This window comes from Actinospica robiniae DSM 44927, from assembly GCF_000504285.1.
GTDB classification, from domain to species: domain Bacteria; phylum Actinomycetota; class Actinomycetes; order Streptomycetales; family Catenulisporaceae; genus Actinospica; species Actinospica robiniae.
In genome coordinates, this window is record NZ_KI632511.1 from 8,132,778 (window position 1) to 8,156,511 (window position 23,734).

Consider the following 23,734-nt stretch of genomic DNA (forward strand, 5'->3'; position numbering starts at 1 on the left):
CCGATCATCAAATCGATGTAGGCCCTGGCCCCTGCGCTTCGCTACGTCGCCAGGGCCTACATCGAGCGCACGGCACACCACTCTAATCGTGCTCAGTGCCTTGTCATCAGTCCGTGCCGACGCCGGGGAGGGTGTCGAGGAGGGCGTTGAGTTGATTGATGGAGGTCTGCGCCTGGCGCGCTTCCGGGTCGGCGCGGTGGCGTTCGATCTCGGCGCGGAAGGAGCTGATCTCGGCTTGCAGCTCGTGCGCGAGTGCCTGGGTGCGCTGTTCGGCGCGGGTGCGCTCGCGGACGCGGGCGCGCATGGCTTCGAGCGCGGGGTCCAGCGGTGCCTGGGCGGCGAGGACGGAGACCTCGATCTCCAGCCGCTTGCGCTGGGTGCCGATGTCGGCGAGGCGGCGGCGTACGTGGCCGAGCACGCGCAGCTGGCGGTCGTAGGCCAGGTCGAGTTCGGCCCGCAGGTAATCCTCCGCGTCGCTCTCCGGGTCCTCGTAGCGCTCGGCGCGGGAACGCAGCAGGCAGAATTCGTTGCCTTCCGGGTCGGCCAGCACGATCCAGCCGGTGCCGTCGGGTTCGCGCCGATCGTCGACCACGCTCGCGCCGAGCTCGAGCACGTGCGCCAGTGCATGGTCGCGGCCGGACAGCTCGAGCCCGTCCGGCCAGACGTCGAAGTGCAGCCGGTTCTTGACCGCCTTCGGCTCGGGCACCCGCAGGAACAGAAGCCCCGACTCGCCCTGCGGATCCACCAGCGCCGCTTCCTCGGCATCCGGGCGGTTCGGCTCGGCCGGGTCCTCGCGGTAGCCGAGCAGCCGGCTCCAGAAGGCGGCCAGCCGGTAGGGGTCGGCGCAATCGAACGTAATGTGCCTAATACGGAGGCTCATGCCGGTAGCCTCCCACCGCCCCTTACCGCGGTCCAGCTCAGGCGCTCCCCGGCGCGCCGTGCGGCGCGGATCCCACGACGGCGAGCACGTGCGCGGAGGTGGCGAGCAGGTCCGGGTGGTCCTCGGCCACCTGCGCCGAGCGCAGCGCCGCTTCGAAGTAGTCCGGCCGGTCCTCGACCAGGCCGCTGACGATCAGCGCCATCAGCGGGCCCTCGATCCCGACCAGGCGGGGCTCGGGGAGCCCGGCCGCGGCGAAGTCGGCGAGGATCTCCCGGGGACTGTGGAAGTAGGCGACGGTGAACCCGGTCGCCTCGTCGTTCACGCCGGTGTCTCGCAGCCTCCGCAGATGCGCGAAGACGCCGTCGTCGTTGATCCTCAGTCGCGCGGACACGTCCAGGATCGGCGCCTGGCGGTTGATGAACGCGGCCGCGATCACGCCGCCCGGACGTACCACGCGGCCGGCCTCGGCCAAGGCCAGGGCCCGTTCGGCGGGATCGACGAGGTGGTACATCGGGCCGAGCAGCAGCACCGCGTCGGCCGAGGCGTCGGGATGGGCCAGCGCGCGGGCGTCGCCGTCCGCCACGGCGAAGGTGCCGTACGCCGCGGCCTGCTCGCGGTGCCGGGCCACCGGCTCGATCATCGTGACCTGGTATCCGAGTTCTGCCAGCCAGGCCGCGTAGACGCCGGGTCCGCCGCCGATGTCGAGGATCCGGGCGGGCGCGGCGGGCAGGACGCGGCGCAGGATCTCGCGGGTACGGTCGCGTTCGAGCCGCCCGGGGGCGTCGCGGGAGAGCCGGTCGGCCTCGTCGTAGCGGGCGGAGTAGAACTCGTCGATGACCGGGTTGAGAACGGGCCTGGCGGGATTCGCGGTGTCCATGACGGGATTCTGTGCGTAATCGAACCCTGATGCCAGTGGATTCGCCCTCGCTCAGCCGCTCTTGCGCGCGGTCCGCTGCGGGTGGATCGTCTCGTGCGCGTGCAGCATGGCCACCAGCTTCTCGATCCGCCGGGCGCGCGTCTCGGCGCGCTTGGCCTCGTGCACGCGGTAGAGCACCGCGTAACGGTTCGCGCTGTCGAGGGTCGTGAAGAACGCGGCGGCCTCCGGATCGGCGTCGAAGGCGGCCTGGAGGTCTTCCGGCACGGCGGCGGAGCGCTGCCCCTCGTACGCCGCGTCCCAGCGGCCGTCGGCCTGGGCGAGGTCCACCTCGCGCTGCCCGGCCGGGCGCATCCGCCCGGCCTCGATCAGCGCGGTCGCCTTGTCCCGGTTGATCCGGGACCAGCGGCCGCGCGGCGAGCGCGGGGTGAAGCGCTGCAGCCAGCTGTCCTCGTCGAGCGAGCGTTTCCGGCCGTCGATCCAGCCGAAGCAGAGCGCCGCTTCCAGCGCCGTGGCGTAGTCGATGCTCGCGATGCCCGAACCCTTCTTCGCGAGCTTGACCCACAGTCCGCCGCAGGAGCCGTCGTTGGCTTCGAGCCAGGCCTCGAAATCCTCGGCCCGCTCGAAGCCGATCGGCTCCGGCGCCTCCGGAAGCGCGGCGCCCCGCTTCGCCGGGGGCATCCGCTCAGCCGGCCTTCCGGCGGAAGGTGCGCTTGCCGGCAGCCGGGCCGTGCGCGTTGTTCGCCTTGCCGCCGCCGCTCGCGCCCTGCGCGTTGCGCTCGGAGTGGTGGGCCTGCTTGCGTTCCAGCGCCTCGCGGAACCTGCGCTTGACCTCGTCCTCGGCCGCCGGCTCGGAGGCTGCGGCCGTGGCGGGCTGTTCGTGTTCGGTATCGCTCATGGCTCAAGCCTGGCACACCGGGCCGTCCCCGGCCACGGCTTTGCCCCGTGACGTGGCCGGGAACGGGCGCGTCACGGGGCGGATGGCGGCCGTGATCAGCTCGCCGTGCACGCGTAGAGCGTGCCGGCCGAGCCGGAGGTGGTGGAGGAGACGACCTTGCAGGTGGAGGTGACCCAGTCGGAGATCTCACTGGTGCCGCCCGAACCGGGGCCGCCCATGCCGCCTCGGCCGCCCTGCCCGCCGCTCGCGTCGAGCAGGACGTACTTGAGCTCGCCGGACGCGACCAGGGCCTTGAACGCGCTCAGGCTCGGGTAGCCGTCGTCGCCGCTGAACCCGCCGACCGGCAGCACGGAGGCGCCGGCGTCGGCGATGTAGTCCTCGGCGTCGCCGGAGCTCATCACGGCCATCAGGTACTTCGCAGAGCCCTGGTTCTGGCGCAGGTAGTCGAGCAGGGACTGCTGGGCCGAGGAGAGGCTGGAGGTGCCGCCGGGTCCACCGCTACCGCCACCGGTATCGATGGGACCGCCGCCACTCATTCCTCCGGGCCTGCCGCCACCCGTTCCATCGGGCATTTCGCCACCCATGCCGCTGTTCATCGGCGGTGCGGAGCCGTTCATGGAGGGGCCGCCGCCGTTGCCGCCGCCGGGGAACGCGCCGCCACCGCCGCGGGCGGCGTTGCCGGTGCCGAATTGGCCGTCGTAGGGTCCGGCCGCTGCGTTGATGGAGGTGCCGTCGTACTGCGTGGAGAAGGTGGAGAGCGCCCAGGCCGCGGGCGTCGCGAGCATCGCGGTGACGCCGAGGACGGTGCCGGCGGCGGCGAGCACGCCTGCCCGGCGCAGCCGGTACGCGGCGAGCAGGGCGATCGACGTCAGGCCGGCCACGATCACCAGCGGCGGCAGCCAGCTGACCAGCGCCGTGTTCTCGGCGGACAGGTGCGTGGCCCACGCGACGGTCGCGGCGATGGCCACGAGCAGCAGCCAGCCGCTGCGGTCGCCGTGCGCGAACGCGTGGTGCAGCCGGATGATCCCGGCCGCCGAGAGCGCGGCCAGCCCGGGCGCGAGCACGGCCATGTACTGCGAGTGCGGGATCGTGCCCGCGCTGAACGCCAAGCCGGTGACCAGCAGCGTCCCGCCCCACATGAGGTATCCGGCCCGCTCGGTGCCGCCGCGGCGGGAGCTCAGGCCGACGGCCAGCGCGATCAGCGCCAGCGGGTAGAGCCAGCCGATCTGCGAGCCGAAGTCGGCCGCGAACAGCTTGCCCCAGTCCGCCGATCCGCCCATGCCGCTCGAGCCGAACCGGCTGGTGAAGTTGTAGGAGAAGACCATCGTGAAGACGTTGTTCGACCCGGAGGAGCCGTCGATGAACGGTCGGTGGCTCGCCGGTGTCAGCTGCACGATCACCATCAGCCACAGCGAACTCGCCAGCGTCACGGCGCCGAAGGCCAGCGTGTGCCGGATCCGGCGCGCCACGCCGTGCGGGCCGCAACACAGGTAGACCAGCCCGAAGACCGGCACCACGGTCCACGCCTGCACCATCTTGGTCTGGAACGCCATGCCCACCCAGAAGCCGCTCAGCAGCAGGGTGCGCGCGCGGCCGGTGTCGAGCGCGCGCACGAACGCGTCGGTGGCCAGGATCAGCAGCATCGTCAGGGCATTGTCTTCGAGGCCGGAGTGTCCGAAGGTGCTCGCGACGATCGGGGTGAGCGTGAAGATGCCGGCCGCCAGCAGCGCGGGCTCGGCCCGTCCGGTCCACCGGCGGGTGAGCCGGTGGAGCACGAGCACGCTGATCACGCCCTCGATCGCCTCCGGCAGCGCCAGTGCCCAGGCGTGGTAGCCGAAGATCTTGATGCTGATCGCCTGCGGCCACAGGAAGCCCCAGAGCTTGTCGATGGTGACGCTGCCGGCCGGGTCGAAGGCGCCGTAGAGGAAGTTGTGCCAGCTCATCGACATGCTGCGGGCGTCGGCGGCGTAGAAGTCGTTCGGGGCCGTGTGGAACGCGCCCCAGCCGAAGACCAGGGCGGCCAGCACCGCCACCGCCGCCGTCAGGCCGCCGCCGGGTCGTAGCCGGGCTCGGGCGGCGTCGAGGCGCCGGCCGGCACGCGTGGCCGCCGGCGCGGGGTTCGTTTCCGTGATCGCCATGCTCCCGAGCGTGCCCCGCGAGATTAAGACCTCCATGAACCGGAGGTGAGCCGGCCCTGTCGAATCCGCCTGGTCACCCTCGGTCACGGCTCGGCGAGCCCCGCCGCATTACTGCGAAATCCGCCGAACCGGTGACTGATATGCCCGAGTAAGGCCCCTCATTAGTTCGGAACACACTTATTTAGTGTCGAGTCACGATCCGGCAACGCTGTTGACGGCACTATTTCCCCGGTACTACATTTCCCGGTATCCCATTGAAGTCCCCTGAGATCCACGTCGGGCGGGCGCCGCCCCGGGCGGGCGGCGGCGCCGGAACAGCGGCCCGGCAGCGCGGTATGCAGCAGAGATCTGACGAATGACCTTCGCTTATCCGATCTCGTCGCGCCGACCCGGTGCCGAACGGCACCTGCGCGGCGGCGCGACGGGCCCGACCGCAGTGAGGTGTGACCCCGCAATGACCCTTCCCAGCACGGCGGCGCCCGGACGCCTGGCCCGCCGTACCCTGACCGCCGCCGCCCTGGCCGCCCTCGTCGGCGCCGCGGCCGGGTGCTCCAGCTCCTCGAGCTCCACCACCCCGCAGACCTCGGCGAACGCGCAGCAGACCATCGTCTTCGCCACCGACGGCCTCGGCGGGGAGGGCCAGGCCACCACGGCCGCCATCGCCGGATTCGAGAAACAGTACCCGAACGTCAAGGTTCAGGTCTTCAATCTGGCCTCCTCGGCCACCGACCAGCTGACCCAGCTGCAGCAGCGCTTCCAGGCCGGCACCGGGCTCGACGTGGTCGACGCCGACGTGACCTGGACCCCGCAGTTCGCCGCGGCGGGCTATGTGCAGGACCTGTCCGCCGACGGTTTCAACACCGGCGACTACTTCCCCGGCCAGCTCGCCTCTGCGCAGTACAACGGCAAGCTCTACGCCGTGCCGTGGATCATCAACGCGGAGGGCGTCTATTACCGCACCGACCTGGTCAAGTCGGCCCCCACCACCCCCGCCGAGCTCGTCGCCGACGCGCAGGCCGCGGTCAAGGCGGACAAGAGCCTGAAGGAGGGCCTGGCCTGGGAGGGCGCGAAGTACGAGGGCTCGGTGTGCGCCCTGGTCGACTTCCTCGGCGGCTTCGGCGGCAAGCTGGACCTGTCCGACCTCAACACCCCGGCCAACCAGCAGGCCCTGCAGTTCATGTACGACACCATCCACAAGGACGGCATCACCCCGCAGGCGGCGACCGCCTGGCAGGAGTCGGACGTGCAGAGCGCCTGGGAGTCCGGCCAGACCGCGTTCGCGCTGAACTGGCCCTACGAGTTCGCCAGCTCGCAGAAGATCGCCGCGCTGAAGTCCAACACCGCCTGGATCCCGTTCCCGAGCTCCGCCGGCAGCGCGGCCACCGCGCTCGGCGGGCACAACCTGATGGTCGCGGCGCACAGCGCGCACGCCGCCGCCGACCTGGAGTTCATCAAGTACATGACCAGTGCCCAGGTCGAGATCTCCCGGGCCGAGTCGGCCGGCGACCCGCCCTCGGCCAAGAGCGCCTACACCTCGGCCCTGTACGCCTCGGCGCCCTACTACCAGTCCGAGCAGGCCGTGTTCGCCGCCTCCACCGCCCGTCCGAGCTCCCCGGTCTACCAGCAGATCTCCGAGGTGCTCCAGACCATGATTTCCACCGTGCTGGCCGGACAGGCCTCGCCCAGCTCCGCCCTGTCCTCCGCGCAGACGCAGATCCAGCAGATCCCGGGCTACTCAGCGTCCTGACCGCACCGGCCGGGCCCGCCGCCCGCCCGTGCGGCGGCGGGCCCGACCGCCCCCGTTCTTCTCTCTAGGCGAGGACTTCCCCCACCGACATGGCTGCCACCGACCAGGCCCGCCCGGCGCCGGGCCGCCCCGAATCCCTCCCCAAACCCCGCCGCGGCACGCTGCTGGCGCAGGACCGCAGGCTCGGCTTCTGGCTGGTCGTGCCCGCGATCGTGCTGCTGCTGGCCATCACCGCGTATCCGCTGGTCTACAACGTCTGGAACTCCTTCCACTACGCCGTCCCGGAGATCCCGTTCATCAACGGCAAGCTCGCGGGCCTGGCCAACTTCCGCCGCATGTTCGCGGTGGGCAGCACCTTCGAGCCCGCGCTGCTGCACACGGTCGTGTTCACGCTCGTCTCGGTCGCCATCGAGGTGGCCATCGCGCTCGTGCTCGCGCTCGCCCTGAACAAGCCCTTCCGCGGACGCGGTCTGGTGCGCGCGGCCGTGTTCATCCCGTGGGCGGTGCCGACGGTGGTGTCCGCGGAGGCGTGGAAGGAGATGTTCGACCCGCGCCAGGGCTTCGTCGACTACGCGCTGCACCTGCTGCACCTGCCCGGCTCCGGCACCACCTGGCTCGCCAACACCGACACCTCCTGGGTGGCGCTGTTCGTGGCCGACGCGTGGAAGAACACCCCGTTCGTGGCCATCATCCTGATCGGCGGGCTGCAGGTGATCCCGAACGAGATCTACGAGGCGGCCAAGATCGACGGCGCGTCGGCCTGGCGCCAGTTCCGCCGGCTGACCCTGCCGCTGCTCAAGCCCGCGCTGATGGTCGCGCTGATCTTCCGCACGCTCTCGGCGTTCCTGGTCTTCGACGTCGTCTACATCATGTCCAACGGGGGTCCGGGCACGTCCACCGAGACCCTGGCCTACCTCGACTTCAACGCCTTCCACGTGGACTACGACTACGGCTACGGCGGGGCGATCTCGCTGGTGCTGATCGTGCTGTGCCTGGCCATCGCCGCCGCGTACACGCGGCTGTTCCGGGAGAAGGGCTGAGCTGTATGAGTACCCTGACGGTCACCCGGGACGGCCGGCCGACCCAGTTCGCCGCGCCGCCGCGCCGCCGCCTGCCCACGTTCGCCGCGCTCGGCCGCAGCGTGCTGATCCTGGTGTTCGTGCTGATCTCGCTCTTCCCGTTCTACTGGATGGTGATCACCTCCTTCAAGACCACCGCCGACCTCAATCAGGGCACGCACAGCCTGCTGCCGACCTCGTTCAGCCTCTCGGCCTACCGCAACGACTTCGCGCAGTACGACTATTGGCGCAATGTCCTCAACAGCGCGGTCGTGGCCCTGAGCACCACCGCGATCACCGTCGTGGTCGGCTCGGCGGCCGGCTACGCCCTGGCCCGCACCCGGCTGCGCGGCAAGCCGGCGCTGCTCGGCTTCATCCTGGTGGCCGGCTTCTTCCCGATCATGGCGATGGTCGGGCCGCTGTTCCTCACCTTCAGCCACGCCCACTGGGTCGACAGCCCGCTGACGCTGATCGCCAGCTACCTGGTCTACACCCTGCCGATCGCGATCTGGTTCCTGGCCAACTTCTTCTCCCAGATCCCGGTGGAGATCGAGGAGGCCGCCGTGGTCGACGGCCTGACCCGGCTGCGCGCGCTGTTCCGGGTCGTGGTGCCGGTGGCCATGCCGGGCGTGCTGACCGCGGCGATCCTCTCGTTCATCCTGGCGTGGAACGACTTCACCTTCGCGCTCAGCTTCACCCAGACCCCCAGCCACTACACCGCCCCGCTGGCCATCAGCAATCTGGGACACAGCCAGTTCCAGGTGTTCCCCAACATGATCGACGCGGCCGTGGTGGTGGTCACCATCCCGATCGCGCTGCTGGTGCTGGCCGCGCAGCGCCGGATCGTCTCCGGCTTCACCTCCGGGTCGACGAAGTAGGCCGGCCCGCTCAGACGTGCGGCCGCCGGGCCCGGGTTGTGGGGGACGAGACCCGAGCTCGGCGGCCGCACCTTGGCCGCGCCCGGCCGGCAACGGTCACAGACCGGCGATGAGCTGCTCTTCCTCGCGCTCGTCCAGCCGGAACCAGAAGAAGCCGTGCCCCGACATGGTCAGCGGGTACGGCACGTCCCCGATCTTGCGGAAGGTCACGCCGCCGAGCAGCTCCACCGGCTCGCTGGCCCGGAACCGGCTCAGGTCCAGCTCGGTGGGCTGGGGGAGCCGGGACAGGTTCATCGCGCACAGCACCACCGAGTCCTTGCCGTCCGGCGCCTTCTCGGCCGGCAGCTCCCGGACGAACGCGAGGATCGCCGGGTTCGTGGAGTCGACCTCGGTGTAGCCGCCGAGGCCGAAGGCCGGGTTCTCCTTGCGCAGCTCGATCATCCGTTTGGTCCAATGCAGGAGCGAAGAGGTGTCCTTCGTTTGCGACTCCACGTTCGTCCGCTGGTACCCGTAGACCGGGTCCATGATCACCGGCAGGTAGAGCCGGCCCGGGTCGCACTGGGAGAAGCCCGTGTTGCGGTCCGGGGTCCACTGCATCGGCGTGCGCACCCCGTCGCGGTCGCCGAGCCAGATGTTGTCGCCCATCCCGATCTCGTCGCCGTAGTAGAGCACCGGCGAGCCGGGCAGCGAGAACAGCAGGGCGCTGAAGAGCTCCATCTGCCGGCGGTCGTTCTCCAGCAGCGGCGCGAGCCGGCGCCGGATGCCGACGTTCGCCTTCATCCGCGGGTCCTTGGCGTACTCGGTGTACATGTAGTCGCGCTCCTCGTCGGTGACCATCTCCAGGGTCAGCTCGTCGTGGTTGCGCAGGAAGATGCCCCACTGGGCGTGCTCCGGGATCTCCGGGGTCTGCGCCAGGATCTCCGAGATCGGCACCGCCGAACCCTTGCGCACGGCCATGAAGATGCGCGGCATGACCGGGAAGTGGAAGGCCATGTGGCACTCGTCGCCGCCGGTGGCCGGGTCGCCGAAGTAGTCCACCGCGTCGGCGGGCCACTGGTTGGCCTCGGCCAGCAGCACCCGGTCCGGGTAGAACTTGTCCACCATGGCGCGCACCTCCTTGAGGAACGCATGGCTCTGCGGCAGGTTCTCCCCGTTCGTGCCCTCCTCGTGGTAGAGGTAGGGCACGGCGTCCAGCCGGAACCCGTCGATGCCGAGGTCGAGCCAGAACCGCAGCGCCGCCATCATCTTCTTGCGGACCTTGGGGTTGTAGTAGTTCAGGTCCGGCTGGTGCGAGAAGAACCGGTGCCAGTAGTACTGCTTGCGCACCTGGTCGAAACTCCAGTTCGAGATCTCCGTGTCGGAGAAGATGATCCGCGCCTCGGGCATCCCGGCGTCGTCGTCGGCCCACACGTAGAAGTCGCCGTAAGGCCCCTGCGGGTCCTCGCGGGAGGCCAGGAACCACGGGTGCTGATCGCTCGTGTGGTTCATCACCACGTCGATGATCACCCGGATGCCACGCTCGTGCGCCGCCTCCACGAACTGCACGAAATCACCGAGGTCGCCGAACTCGGCCAGGATCCCGGTGTAGTCCAGTACGTCGTAGCCGCCGTCGCGCAGCGGCGACTTGAAGAACGGCGGCAGCCAGATGCAGTCGATCCCGAGCCAGTGCAGATAGTCCAGCCGGGACGTCAGCCCCCTGAAGTCTCCGATCCCGTCCGCGTTCTCGTCCGCGAACGAGCGCACGAACACCTCGTAGAACACGGCCCGCTTGAACCAGTACGGATCCCGTTCGCCCGTGGGCACATCGAGCGGGGAGTCGGCGACCGGTTCGGTGGGCATCGCCTCCTGGGCGTGGGAAGTGGTGATATCAGACATCTCAGGGCTCTCTCAGTTTCGCTCGGTCAAGCTCGGACTGGTCAAGCGCGCCCCCCATCGCGCATCCGGGAGGACTCAGATGGTGATGTACACGGTAAGCGTCGCTCGGACAGGCCGCGACCGCAGCGCGACGCGCCCGAGCCACTACTCCGCCCGGCTCGTCCATGCTTCCGTGGCCCGTCGCGCTCGCTTTGCGAGCTCCATTCAACGCACCGCTCAGACAACTGTCGGCATCGGTGTCTGCCCGGCCTGCCCGAGCACCAGCGCGACCGCGCCGAGCGCGCAGGCCTGGTCGCCCAGCGCGGCCGGGAGTATGCGCAGGCTGGTGCCGGCCGGCGGCAGGCCGGCCGCCTGGGCCGACTCCCGCAGGGGGCCGAGCAGCAGTTCGCCCGCCTGGGCCAGCGCTCCGCCGATCACCACCGCGGCCGGATTGAGCACGGTACTGAGCATGCCCACGGCCCGGCCCGCGGTCTTCCCGGCCTCGCTCAGTGCCCTGATGCAGCCGCGATCGCCCTGCCAGGCCTTGGTGATCACGTCCCGCAAGGTGATCCGGTCGCCGTATCCGGGCTCCAGGGCGCGCATCAGCTGCGGCAGCCCCACATAAGACTCCAGACAGCCCCGGTTCCCGCACCGGCACAGCGGTCCGTTGGCGTCCATCACCAGGTGCCCGATCTCGCCGGCGCCGCCGGCCGCGCCCCGGGTGAGCCGGCCGTTGCTGATGAACGCCGCGCCCACGGTGCTGTGCAGCTTTATGTACACGAGCTCGTCGAAACCCGTGCCCGCGCCCCACTGCCGCTCCGCCAGCGCCCCGAGGTTCGCGTCGTTGTCCGCGAGCACGGGCAGTTCGAGCCGGCGGCTGAGTTCGGCCGCCACCGGGATCCCGGACCACCGCGAGGGCAGCCCGGAGTTGGGCAGCGCGGTGTGCGGGTTGTACGCCCCGGGCAGGCTCACGCCCACGCCGAGGATGCGCGCGGGATCGGTGCCGGCGTCGCGCACGGCCGAACGCACCAGCTCCGCGGCCGTGTCAAGGCCCAGCGACGCGTCGTAGTCCGCCGGCAGCGGCGCGGAACGGGCGATCTGCACCGCGTGCGTCACGTCCGCGATCACCACGTGCACGTGCCGGTAGCCGAAGTCCACCCCGATCGCCTCGCCGCCCGCCGGATTGAGCATCACCGCCGTGCCCGGGCGCCCGGCCCGGCCGCCGGCCGGCGTCAGCGCCTCCGGCCGCTCGAGCACCGTCCCGTCCGCCACCAGAGCGGCGACCAGGGTGGAGACGGTCGAGGGCGACAGGCCCACCGCGCGCGCTATCTCCGCCCGGCTGAGCGTGCCGCGCTCCCGCAGCAGCCGGACCACCGCCTGGCGGCTGCGCTGATTGCGGCCCTCGGTCCTGGCAGGATGCTGCTGCGTCATGGCACGAGGATCGGGCCTGTCCTCACGATTCGTCAAGTATTGAATTAATCTCAGCGAGAAAGTCCCGATCGTGCCTGCCCATTATTGCGAATACCACGAATTACCCGGCCTCTTGACGCTCTATTCGGGCGGGGATAGCTTCACCCGCGTACCGCGCGTACGCACCCGCCAGGCCCGCCCGGAGCGCCGCCCTGCCCCGGGCGGGCCGTGCGTGCCCGGCGGGTATCGTGGGGGAGCCGTAGCGGGAGGAGTCCGGGTGGGAGGAGCGCCGCAGCCGTGGCCGAGGTCGAATTCGTCGAGGTCACCCGGGTGCAGCGGGGCCTGTGGCGGCCCGTCCTCGACCGGATCGCGCTCACCGTGCCGGACGGCGGGCTGCTGGTGCTCACCGGCGCCTCCGGCAGCGGCAAATCCGCGCTGCTGCGCGCCCTGGCCGGCGCCGACCCGCTGACCGCGGGCCGGGTGCTGATCGGCGGCCGGGACGTGACCAAGGCCGCGCCGGACAAGCGCGGGGTGTCCATGCTGGCTCAGGGCTTTGCGTTGTTCCCGCAGCTGAGCGTGCGGGAGAACATCGCCTTCCCGCTCACGATGCGCAAGACCTCGGCGAAGACGGTGGCCGCGAAGGTGGCCGAGATCGCCGAGCGCTGCGGCGTCGCCCGCCACCTCGCCGCCCGCCCGGACGCCCTCGACTTCGACCTGCGCCAGCGCGCCATGATGGCCCGGGCTCTGGTCAGCGAGCCGCTCGCGGTCTGCGTGGACGAGCCGCTGGCCGGCACCGGCGTCCCGATGATGATGCGCGAGCGCACCCCGATCGCCACCCTGCAGCGCGAGTTCGGCGTGACGATGCTCTACGCCACCTGCAGCTCCACCGACGCGCTGGCGATAGCGGACCGGATAGCCGTGCTGGACCGGGGCGTGCTGCAGCAGGTGGGCACGGCCGCAGAGGTCTTCGACCGTCCCGCCACGGCGGCCGTCGCAGGGTTCGTCGGCCAGCATCCGATGAACCTCGTCCCCGCCGCGTACCGGGACGGCTACGCCCGGATCGGCGGCCTTGCGGTGAAGCTCGGCGACGCGCAGGCGCGCGCCCTGACCGGGGACGGGGTGCTCGTCGGCCTGCGTCCGGAGGATCTCGCCCTGGCTTGCGCCCCGCTGATCGCGCCGGACCAGGGCGCCCTGCGCGCCACCGCGGTCTTCGTGAAGGATTCCGGCCGGGAGTACGTGGTGCACGCCCGGACGCAGGGCCCTGACGGCCCGGTGGACCTGGTGCTCCGGCACGCCGGCGGCAACCCGCCCGGCCGCGGCGACGAGGTGCTGATCATCGCGAACCCGGCCGCCGCCCACCTCTTCGACGCGGGCACCGGCCGCCGGCTGCCGGACTGATTCAGCGCGCGGCCTTCTCGGGCGCCTTCGCCCGCTCCGAGACGCGTGCGCCCGGCCCGGGCGGCGTCGTGCCGCGCAGCAGCGAAGCCGTGGCGGCGAGCAGGGCCATCCCGGCCGCGGTCGCGAAGACGATGGTCAGGCCGTGGTGGAAGGGCGCGGAGATCAGGTTCGGGAAGAACTGCTTGCCGGTGATCAGCTGCGCCGCGTGCGGAGACAGGGAGTCGAGGACCCCGCTCGGGCCGAGCAGCGTCTGCATCGGGTTCGCGCCGAGGAAGGCGGTGAAGACGGTGGAGACGGCCGGCAGCTGCGCGGCCTGGTGCGCGGCCGCGGGGCTCACGCCCTGGCCCACCAGCCCCGCCGACAGCGCCCCGGGCAGCCGACCGGCCAGGCCGGTGATCAGCAGCGAGAAGAAGACGCCGATGGACAGCGACATGCCGGCGTTCTGGAAGGTCGAGCGCATGCCGGAGGCCGCGCCGCGGTGCTCCGCCGGGACGCTGCTCATGATGGCCGAGGTGTTCGGCGCGGAGAACATCCCGGAGCCGAAGCCGTTGAGCATGATCAGCAGCGCGAAGGCCCAGTACGAGAAGTTCAACGGCAGGAAGAGCAGGCCGATGAAGCTGCCCGCGAACAGGGTCAGGCCGCCGGTGGTGAACAGGAACACGCCGTAGCGGTCCGACAGGTAGCCGCACAGCGGGCCGGCCAGCAGGAACCCGGCGGTGAGCGGCAGCAGGAAGATGCCCGCCCACAGCGGCGTGTCGGCGTAGTCGTAGCCGTGCAGCGGGAGCCAGATGCCCTGCAGCCAGATGATGAGCATGAACTGCATGCCGCCGCGGGCTATCGACGCCAGCAGCGCCGCCGCGTTCCCGGCGGCGAAGGCGCGGTTGCGGAAGAGCGAGAGGCGGAACATCGGCTGCGGCACCCGGGTCTCGATGAACCCGAACACCAGCAGCAGCGCCACGCCGAGGATCAGCGAGCCGAACACCCGCGGGTTGGTCCAGCCCATCGAGTGGTTCTGATACGGCTGGATCCCGTAGGTGATCGCGGCGAGCACCGTCGCCAGGCCGACCGCGAAGGTCAGGTTGCCCCACCAGTCGATCCGGGCCGGACGGCGCTGGGAGAGCTCGCGCAGGCTGCGGTAGGCCCAGATGGTGCCGAACGCGCCGAAGGGCACGTTGATCCAGAAGATCGCGTGCCAGTCCCAGACCGAGAGCACCCCGCCGAGCACGAGGCCGATGAACTGCCCGGCCAGCGCGGAGATCTGGTTCACGCCCAGGGCCATGCCGCGCTGCTCGGCCGGGAAGGCGTCGGTGATGATCGCGGCCGAGTTCGCCATCAGCATCGCGCCGCCCACGGCCTGCACCAGCCGCCAGCCGATCAGCCAGAGCGCGCCCGCGGACCCGTCCGCCGGATCGAGCGAGAGCGCCACCGAGGAGAGCGTGAAGACCACGAAGCCGAGGTTGTAGATGCGCACCCGGCCGACGATGTCGCCGAGCCGCCCGAGCGTCACCACCAGCACCGCCGTCACGAGCAGGTAGCCCATGATGATCCACAGCAGGTAGCCGATGTTGCCCGGGGCGAAGGGGTCGAGGTGGATGCCGCGGAAGATGGCCGGCAGCGAGATGATCACGATCGAGGCGTCGACCGTGGCCATGAACATGCCGAGGGTCGTGTTGGACAGCGCGACCCACTTGTACCGGTCCGGCCGGTCCGCGCCGGTGCCCGGCTGCGCCGCGGCGTCTGCCACCGCCACCCCTCCTCCTGCTCGCGGCCGGCCGGCGGGCCGGCCGACGTCTTCCTCGGCCTGAGCATATTTGTTTAGAGCTGCTAAGGATATAGTAGGGGAGGAGATCCGGAGCGCGAGAGAGGTACGCCGCCCATGCAGGCCGCAGCAGCGCAGACCCGGTCTTGGCGGGCCGCCTTCAGCTCGCTCCGGATACCGAACTACCGCACCTACTTCGTCGGCCAGTCCATCTCGCTCGTCGGCACCTGGATGCAGATGACGGCCCAGTCCTGGCTCGTCCTCACGCTCACCCACTCGAGCACCGCGCTCGGCCTCGTCGTGGCGCTGCAGACGCTGCCGGTCCTGCTGCTCGGGCCCTACGGCGGCGTCATCGCGGACCGGTCCGACAAGTTGAAGCTGATGACCAGCCTGCAGGCGGTCATGGGCGTGCAGGCGCTGCTGCTCGGGCTGCTCACCGTGTTCGGCGCGGTGCGGTACTGGGAGATCTGCGTGCTCGCCGTGTTCCTCGGCGCGAACAACGCCTTCGAGAACTCGCCGCGGCAGTCCTTCATCCGCGAGATGGTCGGCTACGACCAGCTGCGCAACGCGATCACGCTCAACTCCGTCACCGTCAACGCCGCGCGGGTGATCGGGCCGGGCATCGGCGGGATCCTGATCGCCACGGTCGGGGTCGGGGTCTGCTTCCTGTTCAACGCGGCCAGCTTCGTCGCCGTCGTCAGCTCGCTGCTGCTCATCGATCGCAGCAAGCTGCGACCCAGCCTGCCCGCGCCCCGGGCGCGCGGCCAGCTGCGCGAAGGCCTGCGGTACGCGGCCGGGACCCGGCACATCGCGGTGCCGCTCGCGATGATGAGCCTGGTCGGCCTGCTGGCGTTCGAGTTCCAGGTCTCGCTGCCGGTCTTCGTCCAGCACACCTTCCACGGCGGGTCCGAGGCCTACGGCTTCATGACCGCCGCGATGGGCGTCGGGGCCGTGATCGGCGGCCTGTTCACCGCGGCCCGCGGACGCACCGGGATACGTTCGATGGTCATCGCCTCCACCGGATTCGGCGTGGCGATCCTGCTGTGCTCGGTCTCTCCGGACCTCGGCTTCGCCTACGTCGCGCTGCTGTTCACCGGCTGGGCCAGCGTCTCGTTCATCTCCATCGGCAACTCCACCATCCAGCTCGCCGCGCGGCCGGAGATGCGCGGGCGGGTGATCGCGCTCTGGCAGGTCGCCTTCCAGGGCACCACGCCGATCGGCGGCCCGCTCGTCGGCTGGATCATCGCGGTCTCCGACCCGCGCACCGGCCTGGCGATCGGCGGGGCCGCGTGTCTCGTCGCGGCCGCCGGCGCGGTCTGGTACGTGCGTCCGCCGCTGCGCCGAGCCGTGCGGGGCCGGCTCAGCAAGCCTGCATCGTCCGCGCGCTGACGGTGCCGTTCGCCGCCTGCGGACGGGTCGAGACGCGCATCGTCACCGATCCGCCGCAGAACGCCTGGCCTGGAATCGTTCCGGCCAGCGCGTATCGGGTCTGGCCGGAGAGCACTTCGGTGCGCGTCCCACCAGGCGCCTTCGAACCCGAATACACATAGGTCAGTGTGATCGGGTCGGTGTCATCGGCCGTAAGGGTGAGGATGTAAGAGACCTCTGGATCATCCCGATCCCCGCCGAAGAGCGCCAGCGCCATGTCGCCGACGGCCGGATGCCCGGCCGTCTGACGCGCCGTCGCGCTCGCGGGGGTGTCCGGCCGGGCGCTCGGAAGCGGTGACGGGTGCGCCGCCGACTTCTCGGCCGTGCTCGCCGAAGCCGGAGCCTTGCGGGCGTCGCCGGCCATTCCCGCACTGACGGCCCGGGCGTCGCCGGTGCTGCTCGGGCCGGGGGCCGATGCAGCGACGCGCGCATTCACCGAAGACTGCGCAGCCTCGGGTTCACTCGTATGCAGTAACACCGTCGTCAGCGCGGTCAGGAGGACGCAGGCGCCGGCGACCGGCACGAGCCAGCGCAGCCGTAGCGCTGCCAGCCCGCGCAACGTCCGGGCCGCCCGCGTCGGGTTCGTCCGCGTCTTCGACAGGTCGGCGGCGAACTGCGCGCGCGCGGGGTAGAGCATCAACGGGTACTGCGTCCCGTCCGGTTCCACCCGCGTCGCCGGCACCGGCGCACCGTCGCCCGTGCCCGCGAGCGACGACACCAGCGCCACCGCGCTGAGGTACGCGGCCTCGCGTACGTCCTGGCCCGGCCGCACCGTCACCGGCAGGCCGTTGACCTCCGCCGTGCCGTCCGCATGGTGCACGATCCGCACGACCGGGTGCTGCGCGTCTTCGCCTCTGTCCACGCCCGATCAACGCCGGGCGGCCCGGGGGTGCTCGACGTACGCCCGTGTCTTCACCGGAACGTGTCCGCGCCGCCGTGCCGGCGGCCGGCGGCGTACGGCTACGATGGCTCGCGCCATCGACGAGGATCGGGACCGGTGACGACCGATCAGGAACGGGAGTTGACCGATGCCGGACGCCGCCGCGGATCCCGAACAGCCCGAGCCGCATACCATCGCCTACGGCCCGCACCCGTCGCAGTTCTGCCACGTCCACCTGCCGGCCGGGCCCGGTCCGCATCCGACCGTCGTGCTGATCCACGGCGGGTTCTGGCGCCTGCCGTACGGGCTCGACCTGATGCGCCCGCTCGCCGAGGACCTGGTCCGGCGCGGATTCGCCGCCGTCAACGTGGAGTACCGCCGGCTCGGCGAGGAGGGCGGCGGGTGGCGCGGCACCTGCGACGACGTGCTCAGCGCCGTGCGCGCGCTCGCCACCCGGCCGCTGCCGCTCGACCTCGGGCGCCTCGGCGTCGCCGGGCACTCGGCCGGCGGCCATCTCGCTCTCTGGGTCGCCTCCGCGCTGGTCAAGGCCGGGGAGACGCTCGCCTCCGGCTACGCGGTGGTCTCCCTCGCGGGCGTCACCGACCTGCGCGCCGCGGCCGCCGACCGGCTCGACGAGGAGGACGGCATGCCGCCGGCCGCGATCGAGTTCATGGGCGGCGCGCCGCAGGAGCTGCCGGACGAGTACCGGCTGGCCGCGCCGATCGAGCTGCTCCCGCTCGGCCCGACGGTGACCGCGCTCGTCGTGCACGGCGACGCGGACGACCGGGTGCCGATCTCGCAGAGCCTTGACTACGCCCGGACCGCGGTGGAGGCGGGGGACCGGGTCGAGCTCGCCCGCTTCCCCACGATGGGGCACTTCGAAGTGCTCGACCCGAACCACGAATCCTGGCTCGCCGGCGTGGGATTCCTCAGCGCCGCGATCCTCGGATAGCACCTGCGCACCCGGCCCGGCCGGTCGGCTGGGCCCGCGCGGGCGCACCCGCATACCCTGAAGCCGTGACGAACTTCGCGATCAGACCGGCCCGGCCGGACGAAGCCGTTGGTATCAGTACTCTGGCGCAGCGGTCCAAGGCGCACTGGGGTTACGACGACGAGTTCCTCTCGGCCTTCCGGTCCGAGCTCACCCTCCGGCCGGACCAGCTCGCGCCGAAGCGCGCCCAGGTCGCCGTCGCCGAGCCGGACGAGGCCGGGGCGCAGCGGCTGCTCGGCTTCGCCACCCTCGAGGGCGAGGCTCCGGCCGGGGAGCTCGGGATGCTCTTCGTCGAACCGGAGGTGATCGGGCAGGGCGTCGGCAAGGCGCTCTTCCAGCACATCTCCACCCTGGCCGGGCAGCTCGGCTTCCACCGGCTGACCATCGCCGCGGACCCCTTCGCCGAGCCGTTCTACCTGGCCCAGGGCGCGGTGCGGATCGGCGCGGTGCCCTCCGGCTCGATCCCCGGGCGCAGCCTGCCGCTGCTGGCGTACGCGATCTAGGCCGCGCCCGGGCCTTCCCGCGCAGGGCCTTCCGCCCGGCTGACCTGCGGGGACCGCGGCGCGGCCGGCAAGATCCGGCACGGGTCTGGTCTGCGGCGGGCGAGCGGACGAGACTGGGGGCATGTGCCGAAGCATCAAGACCCTCCGCCCGCCGGTCACCGAAGAGGCCGGACCCGAGGACTTCCACGCCGCCGCCTTGCAGTACGTCCGCAAGATCTCCGGCTTCCGGGCGCCCTCCGCCCGCAACAAGGCCGCGTTCGACGCCGCCGTGGACGCCGTCGAGGAGGCCACGCGACGCCTGCTCGACGAGATCGAGGTGCGCCCGGCGCCGAGCCGCGCGGCCGACGCGCAGGCCCGTCAGCCGGCCTGAGCGCCCGGCGCCGGCAGGACCCGGCTCAGCAGGTCGCGACCATCGGCCAGAACTGCCCGCTCAGCGCGCCGGCGCACGTGCCGCTGGACCACGAGCGTCCCGATCAGGCCGGCCAGGAAGCCGCACAGGGCCGGCGTCACCAGGCGGATCACCGCGCGGGTGAGCGTGGCCGGGCGGGAGCCGGCGCTCAGGCCCAGGATCGAGGCGATCAGGTACCCCGTCACACTCCAGCCCACGACGAGGTAGAACAGCGATACGCCGTTGAAGTCGGCCACGAGCTGCGCAGTGGCCTTCGGGCTGTTCGAGACGACAGTCACCGGCGCGTTCTGCAGCCGCGGATCGAGCAGGGCGCCGACGTACGAGACCACGAAGCCGAGGCCGAGCGCCAAGGTCGCGGTGACGAGGACGAACGTGCGTAGCGACACCGCGTCGCGGATCTCCGCCGGCACGCCCCCGCGCCGCGGCCGATCGGGCCGGGTCGGAGGCGGCGGCGGAGTAGTGCTCATGCAGCCAGGATGCTCACGGCGCGTCAGCGGCCGCATGCCCGGCTAGCCCGGACGGGACGGCCCGCGACCGGGGTGCCGCCGCGCCTTCCCCGGAAAGTTACCCGAGAGTAAGCTCTCTGCGGCGGATTGTCCCAGCACGTCTCAGCGTCTCAGCAGGCTCAGGAGGCCCGATGCCCCGACGTCCGATCCTCGCCGCGGCCGCGCTCACCTGCGCGGCGCCGCTCGCCCTCGGCTCGCTTTCGGCCTGCGGCGGCTCAGCCGGGAGCGCCACCACGCCCCGATCCACCTCGGCCGCGGCCGGCGCCGCCGTCACGGCCACCGCGTCCAGCGTCGCCGTCGCCGATAGCAGAACCCTGATCACTGATCTCGGCCGGGCCGGGCGTGGCTGCACCGCCTCGACCGGCTCGGCGAACCACATCGACGTGCCCGGCGTACGCAGCAGCCTGAATTGCGTGATCTCCGACGCCGGCGGCACCGGCTCGGCCGACGTCACCGTGGCCGTGTTCGACGACCACGCGCAGGCCGCGGCCTTCGCCGCCACGTTGACCTCGACGAACGTCTCCGGCCTGCTGATCGGCGGCACCGACGAGCGCGCGGTGCTCGGCTCGGACTGGGTCGTGCTCGTGCCCGACGACGCCTCGTACGCCGACGCGGTGCGCGCGGCCCTCGGCGGCACGGTGCTCGACGGCGGATCCTCCGGCACCGCGCCTTCCGGCAGCGGCTGACCGCGTTCACCCGTCCGGCCCCGCCGCGGAGAACCCGCACGCTGACCCGGCGTCAGCCGCCGTGCAGCGCCCGCCCGGCGTCGCTAGCGTCGTCGGTGTGCTCGGCGGGAGAAAGACGGCGTGGGGCGGGGCGTCCCCGGCGCGGCGGCGCCCGCTGACGAACGTCCAGCTGCTGCTGCTGCTGTGCGGCAGCACCGGGCTCGTCATCGGCCTCGGCACCGCGCTCGACCCCGAGGCGCGGCTGACCAGCCTGCTCATCTTCCTGCCCGCGCTGGTCGCCGGCATCGGCGGCCTCGGGCAGACCTCGCTGAGCGCGGGTTGGGCGCTGCTGGTCATGATCGGGTCGGTGACGGTGCGCCCGGAGCCGACGGTCGCCGACAGCGTGGTGATCCTCGCGCTCACCGCCGTCTTCGGCGGCGGCGCGATCTACGCCTGCCGCGTCCGGCTCGACCGCGAGGCCGAGATCGCCCGGCTGCGCTACACCGCCACGGCCCTGCAGCAGCAGGTGCTGCGGCCGCTGCCGCAGGTCGCCGAGCCGGTGCAGGTGGACGGCGTGTACGAGCCGGTGACCGAGGACCGGCTGGTGGGCGGGGACATCTACGACGTGGCCGACACCTCGCACGGAACCAGGGTCCTGATCGGGGACGTGCAGGGCAAGGGCCTGGCCGCGCTCAGCACCGGCCTCGCCGTCATCGGCGCGTTCCGCGAGGCGGCGCAACGCGAGCCGACCCTCGTCGGCGTCGTCGACGCCATCGACGCGGCCACCACCCGGCACAACGTCGACGCGGTGCACGGCGGCCAGCCGGAACGCTTCGTCACCGCCCTCGTGCTCGGGTTCCGCACCGCCAGGGAGCCCGGCACGGATGCGGGGGAGCCGGCCGGGGGCCGGCCGTGGACCGGTGAGGTCGAGGTCACCGCGATCGACTGCGGCCATCTGCCCGCCTACGCGCTCGACCGCCGCGGCCTGCACCGCGTGGACCTGGGCGAGAGCGGCGTGCCGCTGGGCCTCGCCGACCTGGTCGCCGAGCCGCGGCGGGAGCGGCGTTTCCCGCTGCCGCAGGACACCACGCTGGTGCTCTACACCGACGGGCTGACCGAGGCCAGGAACGCCGAGGGCGCCTTCTATCCGCTCGAGAACCGGCTCGCGCTCTTCGGCGGGCTCACCCCGCGCTCCCTGGCCAACGCCCTGCTGCAGGACGTGCGCGCGTTCGCGCCGCGCCAGCAGGACGATCTCGCCATCCTCGTCGTGCACCAGACCTGGTGACCGGCTGTCAGCAGGTCTTCGAGGTCTGCTGGGTGGTGTGGGTGGAGACGAGCTGGCCGAAGACGATCAGCCGGCGGTAGGCGTTGTAGACCGGGTCGCAGGTGGTCAGGGTGATGTACTGGCCGGGCTTGGTCAGGCCGGAGTGCGCGGGGATCCGGTCGAGCACGTCCACCGCGGACGGGTCCACGTACACGGGGTCTTCGATCACCCGGTAGGTGTAGGTGGTGTTGCCGTCCTGGACCACGACGGTGTCGCCGGTCTTGACCTCGTCGAGGTAGCGGAACATGTCGCCCCAGGTGCGCCGGTGCGCGGCCACCGCGAAGTTGCCCTGCTGCCCGGGCTGCTGGCTGCTCGGGTACCAGCCGACGCCCTGCTGCAGCTCGGTCTGGGCCACGCCGTCGAGCACCGGCCAGACTCCCGGGTTGCGGATCTGCGGGATCTGGATGGTGGCGAACGGCTGGGCGTCGCGGGGCTGGACCGCGGTCGAGGCGGCCCACTCCTTCTTCAGCGTGCACACGTCGGCCTGGGCGTGGGCGTGCGCGACCACGCTGGTCCAGGTGAGCAGGTAGAGCACGTAGAGCCCGACGAGCACGCCGAGCGTGATCATGATCTCCCCGACCCAGGAGCCGAGTCCCCGCAGTACCGTGCGTCCAGATCCAGCCATGACGAGGGATCATGCCATCAGATTTCCATGTTTCACCCGCTTCCCACGCCGAGGATCGCCCGATCGGAGCAATCAACGCCCCCTCGCCTGCCTGGCCGCGGCCCGGCCCGGCCTCACTCGTTCGGCCCAAAGCGCAGGCTGGGGGCAGGGGGCGGTCCTATCGTCGGACTACGAGAGACCGGCGCCCTTGACACAGCCTCGGTCATCCGCCGTCGCGGCGACGGCTGACAGGAGGCGTTTCCCATGTGCACCTACTGCGGTTGCATCGACATACCCCTGATCAAGGAGTTCGTCACCGAGCACGAGGTCACGCTGGAGCTGGCCGCCGGCGCCGCGGAGGCGCTGCGCGAAGGCGCGGTGCTGCGGGCGCGCGGCCGGCTCGACCTGCTGGCCCGCCAGCTCGAGGCGCACTGGCGCGGCGAGGAGGAGGGCCTGTTCGCCGCCATGCGCGAGGACCCGCAGTACGCCGAGTACCTCGACGAGCTCGTCACCGACCACGCCAGGCTGCGCGCCCTGCTCGGCGAGGCCGATCCGGCCGTCGCCCTCGACCGTGCCCGGCTGCTCGCCGCCTTCGACGAGCTGCGGGTGCACATCACGAAGGAGGAGGACGGGCTCTTCCCGGCCTCCCTCAGCGCGCTCTCCGGCGAGCAGTGGGACGCCGCGATGGCGGCGTGGCGCAAGGCGCACCCGGAGGACCCGTCCCTCGACGAGGACCTCGTCCGCGTCCGGGCGACGACCTGAGCCCGCCGCCCGCCGCCCGTCGGAGAACGGCGAATCAGTCCTCTGACGTCTGCTGCACCGCGATGGACGCCCAGACCCGCAGCAGGCCGTGCCCGGTGTTCTCGCTGCCCCAGTCCTTCGCCAGCGTCTCCACGATGAACAGCCCGCGCCCGCCCTCGGCCCAGTCGGCCCGGGACTGACGCGGGATCACCGGACGGTCGACCGCCTGCCCGAACACCTCGGTCAGCACGCTGTCGCCGGTGTAGTAGAGCACGAGCAGCACGTCGCGGCCGACGCCGTGCACGATGGCGTTGGTGACGAGCTCGCTGACGCACACCTCCAGCGTCTCGCCGCTCTCCGGGTGCAGCTCCCAGCGCCGCGCCGCCTCCGTGGTGTGCTCGCGGAACAGGCCGGCCGACCGCGGGTTCGCCGGGAGGGTCAGCGCGGTCCAGTCGTGCACCACCCCGGCCGCCGGCGGCGGACCGTGCGCCGCGCGCAGGGCGTCCGCCGCGGGCAGCGGCGGCACGGCGGAAAGGGCGGGATCAGAAGCTTCGGTCACGGCGCTCATCGCTCTACCCGGCCAGGTCGGCGAGTACGCCGACGGCGGCCCCGGCGGTGACCGCGGCCTCGGTCTCGCGCGGCGGCTCGTCCCGGCGCGCGTCCTGCGGCCGCGACCGCGGCCCACCCCCACGAGACGCCGGGCCTTCGCCGCCGGTGTCAGTCCACTGCGTCTCATGCCAAACCGCTGCGCTCATCAGCCCTCCGCGGCGCGGTCCGATCACACGATGT

General features: G+C 71.7%; 24 protein-coding genes. 11 read left to right on the forward strand and 13 right to left on the reverse strand.

Annotation, left to right across the window (positions count from 1 at the left end; genetic code table 11):
* Nucleotides 1-106 precede the first annotated feature (106 nt).
* The 5 genes from ACTRO_RS48370 to ACTRO_RS35145 all read right to left on the reverse strand — a co-directional run bounded on the left by ACTRO_RS48370 (nucleotide 107) and on the right by ACTRO_RS35145 (nucleotide 4,790).
* Nucleotides 107-880, reverse strand: coding sequence for a VOC family protein (locus ACTRO_RS48370; protein ID WP_063628127.1), 774 nt, complete (start codon nucleotides 878-880; stop codon nucleotides 107-109).
* A gap of 37 nt (nucleotides 881-917) precedes the next feature.
* The gene (locus tag ACTRO_RS35130; protein WP_051451855.1) at nucleotides 918-1,757 is read right to left on the reverse strand and encodes a class I SAM-dependent methyltransferase; all 840 of its coding nucleotides are present in this window, start codon (nucleotides 1,755-1,757) and stop codon (nucleotides 918-920) included.
* Nucleotides 1,758-1,808: 51 nt separating this feature from the next.
* Nucleotides 1,809-2,435, reverse strand: coding sequence for a YdeI/OmpD-associated family protein (locus tag ACTRO_RS35135; RefSeq protein WP_034270185.1), 627 nt, complete (start codon nucleotides 2,433-2,435; stop codon nucleotides 1,809-1,811).
* 4 nt (nucleotides 2,436-2,439) lie between these two features.
* Complete coding sequence (locus ACTRO_RS35140) at nucleotides 2,440-2,652, reverse strand: DUF5302 domain-containing protein (protein ID WP_034270188.1); 213 nt, start codon at nucleotides 2,650-2,652, stop codon at nucleotides 2,440-2,442.
* A gap of 95 nt (nucleotides 2,653-2,747) precedes the next feature.
* Complete coding sequence (locus ACTRO_RS35145) at nucleotides 2,748-4,790, reverse strand: mannosyltransferase YkcB-related protein (protein WP_034270190.1); 2,043 nt, start codon at nucleotides 4,788-4,790, stop codon at nucleotides 2,748-2,750.
* Nucleotides 4,791-5,244: 454 nt separating this feature from the next.
* On the opposite strand from ACTRO_RS35145, the gene ACTRO_RS35150 reads away from it, so the two are divergent.
* From ACTRO_RS35150 to ACTRO_RS35160, 3 genes are all read left to right on the forward strand, one after another.
* Nucleotides 5,245-6,537 (forward strand): extracellular solute-binding protein, encoded by a 1,293-nt coding sequence (locus ACTRO_RS35150; RefSeq protein WP_034270193.1) that lies wholly within the window; start codon nucleotides 5,245-5,247, stop codon nucleotides 6,535-6,537.
* Nucleotides 6,538-6,626: 89 nt separating this feature from the next.
* A complete protein-coding gene (locus tag ACTRO_RS35155; RefSeq protein ID WP_051451856.1) occupies nucleotides 6,627-7,577 on the forward strand; it encodes a carbohydrate ABC transporter permease in 951 nt (316 codons plus the stop codon).
* A gap of 5 nt (nucleotides 7,578-7,582) precedes the next feature.
* Complete coding sequence (locus tag ACTRO_RS35160; RefSeq protein ID WP_051451857.1) at nucleotides 7,583-8,473, forward strand: carbohydrate ABC transporter permease; 891 nt, start codon at nucleotides 7,583-7,585, stop codon at nucleotides 8,471-8,473.
* 96 nt (nucleotides 8,474-8,569) lie between these two features.
* On the opposite strand, the gene treS is transcribed toward ACTRO_RS35160, so the two are convergent.
* Together treS and ACTRO_RS35170 are read right to left on the reverse strand one after the other, a co-directional pair.
* Nucleotides 8,570-10,312 carry a maltose alpha-D-glucosyltransferase gene (gene treS, locus ACTRO_RS35165; RefSeq protein ID WP_034278148.1) on the reverse strand — a complete coding sequence of 581 codons (1,743 nt, stop codon included), beginning with the start codon at nucleotides 10,310-10,312 and terminating at the stop codon, nucleotides 8,570-8,572.
* A gap of 252 nt (nucleotides 10,313-10,564) precedes the next feature.
* Nucleotides 10,565-11,758, reverse strand: a complete 1,194-nt coding sequence (locus ACTRO_RS35170) for an ROK family transcriptional regulator (protein WP_051451858.1) — start codon at nucleotides 11,756-11,758, stop codon at nucleotides 10,565-10,567.
* Nucleotides 11,759-12,034: 276 nt separating this feature from the next.
* Here ACTRO_RS35170 and ACTRO_RS35175 point away from each other — a divergent pair, with 276 nt between their 5' ends.
* The gene (locus tag ACTRO_RS35175; RefSeq protein WP_034270196.1) at nucleotides 12,035-13,135 is read left to right on the forward strand and encodes an ABC transporter ATP-binding protein; all 1,101 of its coding nucleotides are present in this window, start codon (nucleotides 12,035-12,037) and stop codon (nucleotides 13,133-13,135) included.
* 1 nt (nucleotide 13,136) lies between these two features.
* On the opposite strand, the gene ACTRO_RS35180 is transcribed toward ACTRO_RS35175, so the two are convergent.
* Entirely contained in the window at nucleotides 13,137-14,885 is a 1,749-nt protein-coding gene (locus ACTRO_RS35180; RefSeq protein WP_245594586.1) for an MFS transporter, read from the reverse strand.
* 126 nt (nucleotides 14,886-15,011) lie between these two features.
* Here ACTRO_RS35180 and ACTRO_RS35185 point away from each other — a divergent pair, with 126 nt between their 5' ends.
* Nucleotides 15,012-16,283 (forward strand): MFS transporter, encoded by a 1,272-nt coding sequence (locus tag ACTRO_RS35185; protein WP_051451859.1) that lies wholly within the window; start codon nucleotides 15,012-15,014, stop codon nucleotides 16,281-16,283.
* On the opposite strand, the gene ACTRO_RS44365 is transcribed toward ACTRO_RS35185, so the two are convergent.
* Complete coding sequence (locus ACTRO_RS44365; protein ID WP_051451860.1) at nucleotides 16,255-17,184, reverse strand: hypothetical protein; 930 nt, start codon at nucleotides 17,182-17,184, stop codon at nucleotides 16,255-16,257. The two genes, ACTRO_RS35185 and ACTRO_RS44365, sit on opposite strands and share 29 nt — an antisense overlap.
* A gap of 166 nt (nucleotides 17,185-17,350) precedes the next feature.
* On the opposite strand from ACTRO_RS44365, the gene ACTRO_RS35195 reads away from it, so the two are divergent.
* The 3 genes from ACTRO_RS35195 (at nucleotide 17,351) to ACTRO_RS35205 (ending at nucleotide 19,066) form a co-directional block, all read left to right on the forward strand.
* Nucleotides 17,351-18,154: an alpha/beta hydrolase family protein gene (locus ACTRO_RS35195; RefSeq protein ID WP_051451861.1), complete on the forward strand. Its 804-nt coding sequence runs from the start codon at nucleotides 17,351-17,353 to the stop codon at nucleotides 18,152-18,154.
* 65 nt (nucleotides 18,155-18,219) lie between these two features.
* On the forward strand, nucleotides 18,220-18,696 hold the full coding sequence (locus ACTRO_RS35200; protein WP_084316750.1) for a GNAT family N-acetyltransferase: 477 nt from the start codon (nucleotides 18,220-18,222) through the stop codon (nucleotides 18,694-18,696).
* Between the two features lie 121 nt (nucleotides 18,697-18,817).
* On the forward strand, nucleotides 18,818-19,066 hold the full coding sequence (locus ACTRO_RS35205) for a DUF2277 family protein (RefSeq protein WP_034270202.1): 249 nt from the start codon (nucleotides 18,818-18,820) through the stop codon (nucleotides 19,064-19,066).
* Here ACTRO_RS35205 and ACTRO_RS35210 read toward each other — a convergent pair.
* Nucleotides 19,054-19,572: a hypothetical protein gene (locus ACTRO_RS35210; RefSeq protein WP_157436618.1), complete on the reverse strand. Its 519-nt coding sequence runs from the start codon at nucleotides 19,570-19,572 to the stop codon at nucleotides 19,054-19,056. The genes ACTRO_RS35205 and ACTRO_RS35210 overlap by 13 nt on opposite strands.
* A 170-nt stretch (nucleotides 19,573-19,742) precedes the next feature.
* Between ACTRO_RS35210 and ACTRO_RS35215 the strand changes: the two genes are divergently transcribed.
* Complete coding sequence (locus tag ACTRO_RS35215; RefSeq protein WP_034270208.1) at nucleotides 19,743-20,297, forward strand: hypothetical protein; 555 nt, start codon at nucleotides 19,743-19,745, stop codon at nucleotides 20,295-20,297.
* 97 nt (nucleotides 20,298-20,394) lie between these two features.
* Nucleotides 20,395-21,561: a PP2C family protein-serine/threonine phosphatase gene (locus tag ACTRO_RS35220; protein WP_157436619.1), complete on the forward strand. Its 1,167-nt coding sequence runs from the start codon at nucleotides 20,395-20,397 to the stop codon at nucleotides 21,559-21,561.
* Nucleotides 21,562-21,568: 7 nt separating this feature from the next.
* Here the strand turns inward: ACTRO_RS35220 and ACTRO_RS35225 are convergent, their stop codons facing one another.
* Nucleotides 21,569-22,225 carry a class E sortase gene (locus tag ACTRO_RS35225; protein ID WP_084316751.1) on the reverse strand — a complete coding sequence of 219 codons (657 nt, stop codon included), beginning with the start codon at nucleotides 22,223-22,225 and terminating at the stop codon, nucleotides 21,569-21,571.
* Between the two features lie 243 nt (nucleotides 22,226-22,468).
* On the opposite strand from ACTRO_RS35225, the gene ACTRO_RS35230 reads away from it, so the two are divergent.
* A complete protein-coding gene (locus ACTRO_RS35230) occupies nucleotides 22,469-22,966 on the forward strand; it encodes a hemerythrin domain-containing protein (RefSeq protein ID WP_051451864.1) in 498 nt (165 codons plus the stop codon).
* A gap of 34 nt (nucleotides 22,967-23,000) precedes the next feature.
* Here ACTRO_RS35230 and ACTRO_RS35235 read toward each other — a convergent pair whose 3' ends face one another.
* Nucleotides 23,001-23,504, reverse strand: a complete 504-nt coding sequence (locus ACTRO_RS35235; protein ID WP_051451865.1) for an ATP-binding protein — start codon at nucleotides 23,502-23,504, stop codon at nucleotides 23,001-23,003.
* A 13-nt stretch (nucleotides 23,505-23,517) separates the two neighbouring features.
* On the reverse strand, nucleotides 23,518-23,700 hold the full coding sequence (locus ACTRO_RS48375) for a hypothetical protein (RefSeq protein ID WP_034270211.1): 183 nt from the start codon (nucleotides 23,698-23,700) through the stop codon (nucleotides 23,518-23,520).
* Between the last annotated feature and the right edge of the window lie 34 nt (nucleotides 23,701-23,734).

Excerpts from the sequence above, each read along its gene's own strand:
- ACTRO_RS48370 (WP_063628127.1), bottom strand. The coding sequence starts at position 880 with ATGAGCCTCCGTATTAGGCACATTACGTTCGATTGCGCCGACCCCTAC.
- ACTRO_RS35130 (WP_051451855.1), bottom strand. The coding sequence starts at position 1,757 with ATGGACACCGCGAATCCCGCCAGGCCCGTTCTCAACCCGGTCATCGAC.
- ACTRO_RS35135 (WP_034270185.1), bottom strand. The coding sequence starts at position 2,435 with ATGCCCCCGGCGAAGCGGGGCGCCGCGCTTCCGGAGGCGCCGGAGCCG.
- ACTRO_RS35140 (WP_034270188.1), bottom strand. The coding sequence starts at position 2,652 with ATGAGCGATACCGAACACGAACAGCCCGCCACGGCCGCAGCCTCCGAG.
- ACTRO_RS35145 (WP_034270190.1), bottom strand. The coding sequence starts at position 4,790 with ATGGCGATCACGGAAACGAACCCCGCGCCGGCGGCCACGCGTGCCGGC.
- ACTRO_RS35150 (WP_034270193.1), top strand. The coding sequence starts at position 5,245 with ATGACCCTTCCCAGCACGGCGGCGCCCGGACGCCTGGCCCGCCGTACC.
- ACTRO_RS35155 (WP_051451856.1), top strand. The coding sequence starts at position 6,627 with ATGGCTGCCACCGACCAGGCCCGCCCGGCGCCGGGCCGCCCCGAATCC.
- ACTRO_RS35160 (WP_051451857.1), top strand. The coding sequence starts at position 7,583 with ATGAGTACCCTGACGGTCACCCGGGACGGCCGGCCGACCCAGTTCGCC.
- treS (WP_034278148.1), bottom strand. The coding sequence starts at position 10,312 with ATGCCCACCGAACCGGTCGCCGACTCCCCGCTCGATGTGCCCACGGGC.
- ACTRO_RS35170 (WP_051451858.1), bottom strand. The coding sequence starts at position 11,758 with ATGACGCAGCAGCATCCTGCCAGGACCGAGGGCCGCAATCAGCGCAGC.
- ACTRO_RS35185 (WP_051451859.1), top strand. The coding sequence starts at position 15,012 with ATGCAGGCCGCAGCAGCGCAGACCCGGTCTTGGCGGGCCGCCTTCAGC.
- ACTRO_RS35195 (WP_051451861.1), top strand. The coding sequence starts at position 17,351 with ATGCCGGACGCCGCCGCGGATCCCGAACAGCCCGAGCCGCATACCATC.
- ACTRO_RS35205 (WP_034270202.1), top strand. The coding sequence starts at position 18,818 with ATGTGCCGAAGCATCAAGACCCTCCGCCCGCCGGTCACCGAAGAGGCC.
- ACTRO_RS35210 (WP_157436618.1), bottom strand. The coding sequence starts at position 19,572 with ATGAGCACTACTCCGCCGCCGCCTCCGACCCGGCCCGATCGGCCGCGG.
- ACTRO_RS35215 (WP_034270208.1), top strand. The coding sequence starts at position 19,743 with ATGCCCCGACGTCCGATCCTCGCCGCGGCCGCGCTCACCTGCGCGGCG.
- ACTRO_RS35225 (WP_084316751.1), bottom strand. The coding sequence starts at position 22,225 with ATGGCTGGATCTGGACGCACGGTACTGCGGGGACTCGGCTCCTGGGTC.
- ACTRO_RS35230 (WP_051451864.1), top strand. The coding sequence starts at position 22,469 with ATGTGCACCTACTGCGGTTGCATCGACATACCCCTGATCAAGGAGTTC.
- ACTRO_RS48375 (WP_034270211.1), bottom strand. The coding sequence starts at position 23,700 with ATGAGCGCAGCGGTTTGGCATGAGACGCAGTGGACTGACACCGGCGGC.